The organism is Longimicrobium sp. (genome assembly GCF_036280135.1).
Taxonomy (GTDB): Bacteria; Gemmatimonadota; Gemmatimonadetes; order Longimicrobiales; family Longimicrobiaceae; genus Longimicrobium.
In genome coordinates, this window is the sequence record NZ_DASURI010000454.1 from 1 (window position 1) to 3,481 (window position 3,481).

At 66.8% G+C, this 3,481-nt stretch carries 4 protein-coding genes and 1 pseudogene; 4 read left to right on the forward strand and 1 reads right to left on the reverse strand.

Annotated features, from left to right (window positions below; all coding sequences use genetic code 11):
* Positions 1-103: 103 nt before the first annotated feature.
* The 4 genes from VFZ20_RS14700 (at position 104) to VFZ20_RS14715 (ending at position 2,972) form a co-directional block, all read left to right on the forward strand.
* A complete protein-coding gene (locus tag VFZ20_RS14700) occupies positions 104-535 on the forward strand; it encodes a putative toxin-antitoxin system toxin component, PIN family (protein ID WP_329684656.1) in 432 nt (143 codons plus the stop codon).
* A gap of 143 nt (positions 536-678) precedes the next feature.
* Entirely contained in the window at positions 679-1,263 is a 585-nt protein-coding gene (locus VFZ20_RS14705) for a hypothetical protein (RefSeq protein WP_329684657.1), read from the forward strand.
* A gap of 146 nt (positions 1,264-1,409) precedes the next feature.
* Positions 1,410-2,177: an SDR family NAD(P)-dependent oxidoreductase gene (locus tag VFZ20_RS14710; protein ID WP_329684658.1), complete on the forward strand. Its 768-nt coding sequence runs from the start codon at positions 1,410-1,412 to the stop codon at positions 2,175-2,177.
* A 171-nt stretch (positions 2,178-2,348) separates the two neighbouring features.
* The gene (locus VFZ20_RS14715; RefSeq protein ID WP_329684659.1) at positions 2,349-2,972 is read left to right on the forward strand and encodes an NYN domain-containing protein; all 624 of its coding nucleotides are present in this window, start codon (positions 2,349-2,351) and stop codon (positions 2,970-2,972) included.
* Between the two features lie 57 nt (positions 2,973-3,029).
* Here VFZ20_RS14715 and VFZ20_RS14720 read toward each other — a convergent pair.
* Positions 3,030-3,481 (reverse strand): annotated as a pseudogene (locus tag VFZ20_RS14720) (hypothetical protein); the annotation flags it as partial.

Below are 3,481 nucleotides of genomic sequence, written 5' to 3' on the forward strand. Positions count from 1 at the left end.
TTCGCCATCGTCGACAAGATCCGCAACTCCGTCCCGGACTACCCCGAGGACGAGATTGATGCGGATATCGCCGAGGCAGTCGAATACGCGAGGATGAGGAGCGTTGAACGCCGTCGTTGACACCTCCGTCTTCATCAGCAGCCTGCTCAAGAAGCAGGGAGTGCCCGCTCAGGTTCTGGACGCCTGGCGGGCACAACTGTTTCAGATCGTAACCTCTCCCGCCATCGTGGAGGAAGTTCGCACCACGATGACGTATTCCCGCATTCGAAGACGGTATCCAGTCCGCGATGAGGACGTGGAGGAATTACTGTCGCTCCTGCTCTCCCTGGCGACGGTCGTTCCTGGCGTCGCGGATGTGAGGGATGCCTCCATCCGTGATCCGAAAGACGAGATTATCCTGGCCTGCCTTCTCGAGGCCGACGTGGATGTTCTCATCACGAGTGACGATGATCTTCTCGTTCTCGGGAACTATCGGGGCATTCCCATCGTTACTCCGCGTCAGTTCCTCAGGGACTACCTCCAGCTCTCATCCTGAAGCGGTGGCCTGAAGACCAAAGGCCGGTAGCAGAAACATCTGGGCTGGACGAAGCTTCTACAGAGCACGGAAATTGCCTCCCCGCCGCGCCCCGCGGCTCGCAGGGGCGGTCGCGGCGCGAAAACAGTCACGGGAGGGGACGCATGGCGGACATCGACATCGAACGGAAAAAGAAAAGCCCGTTGCCGTGGGTGCTGGCCCTGCTGGTGCTCGCTCTCCTCGCGTTCCTGCTGATGCGCAGCTGCGGCGACGACGACGCGGCGCCCGTGACGGACACGACCACCGCCCCGGCCGCTACTGCCGCCGGAGCCGCGCCCATGCCCGCCACGGACACCACCGGGATGGCTGCCACGGGCGCCGCCGGAGCCGCGGGCGCGGCCGGGGCGGGGTGGATCGGCACGGTGCTGGCGGGCACCAACGCGGGGCAGACGACGGGCGGCAGCGGCATCGTGCCCGAGACGCCGTCGGACCGCGGGTTCTGGATCGAGGAGAACGGCCAGCGCGTGTTCGCCATCCTCGCCGAGCCCATGGAGCAGGTCAAGGACATCGACCCCGGCCAGCGCGTGACCCTCAGCAATGCGCGGGTCATGCGCGGCTCCGAGGCGTCGCAGGTCCCGCAGGACGTGGACGCCGAGGCGCGCCAGACGGCGCAGGGACAGCCGTACTTCCTGCTTGTTCCCGCCAGCGGCGTGCAGATCGTCGCCGGCGGCAACACCACGCCGGACTGATCCGTCGGCTGGATCCGCGACACACGATGCGGGGCGTGCCTGTACGGCGCGCCCCGCATCTGCCATCTGGATTGGATTCCCCGCCGCGCGCGCCGTATCTTGCCGCGCGAACGGAATCCGCAACCACGACAGCGTCATCCATCGACATGAGATTCACGGGAACGGTCCTCATCACCGGGGCCAGCGCGGGCATCGGCGAGGCGTGCGCGCGGGCGTTCGCCCAGGCCGGCGCGCGGCTGGTGCTCACCGCACGCCGCCGCGAGCGGCTGGAAGCCCTCGCGGCCGAGCTGGCGCAGGCGCACGGCACGGAGGCGCACCTGCTGGCGCTGGACGTGCGCGATCGCGAGGCCATGCTCGCCACCCTCGGCGGGCTGCCGGCGGAGTGGGCCGCCATCGACGTGCTGGTGAACAACGCGGGGCTGGCGCGCGGCACGGAAAAGGTGCAGGCCGGCGACCCCGCCGAGTGGGACGAGGTGGTACAGACGAACGTCAACGGCCTGCTTTACGCCACGCGCGCCCTCACGCCGGGCATGGTGGAGCGGGGCCGCGGGCACGTCATCAATCTGGGCTCCGTGGCCGGGCACGAGGTGTATCCCGGCGGTGCCGTGTACTGCGCCACCAAGCACGCCGTGGGCGCCATCACCAGGGGGTTGCGGATGGACCTGCTGGGCACCGGCGTGCGCGTGAGCACGGTGGATCCCGGGATGGTGGAGACGGAGTTCAGCGTGGTGCGCTTTCGCGGCGACCAGGCGCGCGCGGACAGCGTCTACCGCAACATGACGCCCCTTACGCCGGCCGACATCGCCGACACGGTGCTGTGGGTGGCTACGCGCCCCCCGCACGTGAACATCGACGAGATCATCATCAAGCCCACGGACCAGGCCAGTGCCACCCAGGTGCACCGGACGGCGTGATTGAGTTTCGCCACTTTGTCAACTCTGTGAGAATGTGTTGACAAGGTGGTGAGATCAACATAGATTTTCCGCATCCGAACGCCGGTAGGCCGGCATCAATAGAAGGCCCCTCTCCGAGTCAGTCATACGGGAGAGGGGCCTTTCTCATTCCCGCGAACCTCTTCACTCCATATGAAGAAGACAGCGGTCCTGCTCGATCTGGGGTTCGTACTGCACAAGCTCTACGCTCTGCTCGGGAATCGTGCGGCAACAGCCGCGGAGATCCGGGAGTTTGCCGAGCGCTGCATCAACCCAACAGAGGAAGAGCTCTTCCGCATCTACTGCTATCACTGTACTCCGTACGGCGAGGTACAAACTCATCCACTGACGAAGCAGCGGATCGATTTCGCGGCGACTCCGACCTACATCGGGATGAACAATCTTCTTCGCGAACTCTCGCTCACGGACAACGTGGCCTTTCGCGCAGGGGAGCTCTCCTTCGATGGCTGGGTCATCAAGAAGCGGTCGGCCGAGGAGATCACGAGGACGGGTAGGCCTTTGCAGGGTAGCGACTTCGCTCCTGATCTGAAGCAGAAGCGTGTCGACATGAAGATCGGGCTGGATGTCGCCTGGCTGGCCAGTCGGCAGATCGTCGACCGCATCATCCTCGTCACTGCGGACAGCGATTTCGTCCCAGCCATGAAGTTCGGGCGCCGTGAAGGTGTCCAGGTGATTCTGGTCACGCTGTCGCACCGGCAGGTAAAGCACGATTTGCTCGTCCATGCGGACGAGGTGCGATCCGTCGCATATCCCTGATTGTCCTCGGCAAAGAGCCGCGGCGCCGGAGGATGATCCGGCGCCGCGATTTGTCTGCTACTCTCGCGCGTGCGCGCCCGGCGGAAGGGGCGGAGGCATGTCGCCGCCATACTCCAGCGGGGGCGGCGCGTCCAGCGGCGTTCCGTCCGGCGGAGGCGCATCCAGCACCGTCTCGTCCGCGGAGCCCGCCACGGGGCCGGCGGCGAGCGGGGGCGGCACGGGCGCGGCATCCAGGCGTGGGTCGCGGGCGGACGCGGCGGCGCCGGCGAACGCCTCGCGGACGCGCATCTCCACGAGCGGGTCCACGGGGCCGCCCATGTACGCGGGAAGCATGGCCGCCTGCTGCGCCGTGAGCCCGTGCACCCACACGTCCTCGCCGCGCTCGCGCAGCTCCACGGCCTCGATGGGGATGACGACGTGCCGGTCCTCGCGCAGCAGGAACAGGTCGTCGGCCACGTCCACGTCCAAGTAGCGCACCTTGAGCTGGTCGGGGTCCACGAGCATCTCCT

Bases quoted from the DNA above. Each gene is read 5' to 3' on its own strand.
- VFZ20_RS14705 (WP_329684657.1), top strand. From the start codon at position 679: ATGGCGGACATCGACATCGAACGGAAAAAGAAAAGCCCGTTGCCGTGG.
- VFZ20_RS14710 (WP_329684658.1), top strand. From the start codon at position 1,410: ATGAGATTCACGGGAACGGTCCTCATCACCGGGGCCAGCGCGGGCATC.
- VFZ20_RS14715 (WP_329684659.1), top strand. From the start codon at position 2,349: ATGAAGAAGACAGCGGTCCTGCTCGATCTGGGGTTCGTACTGCACAAG.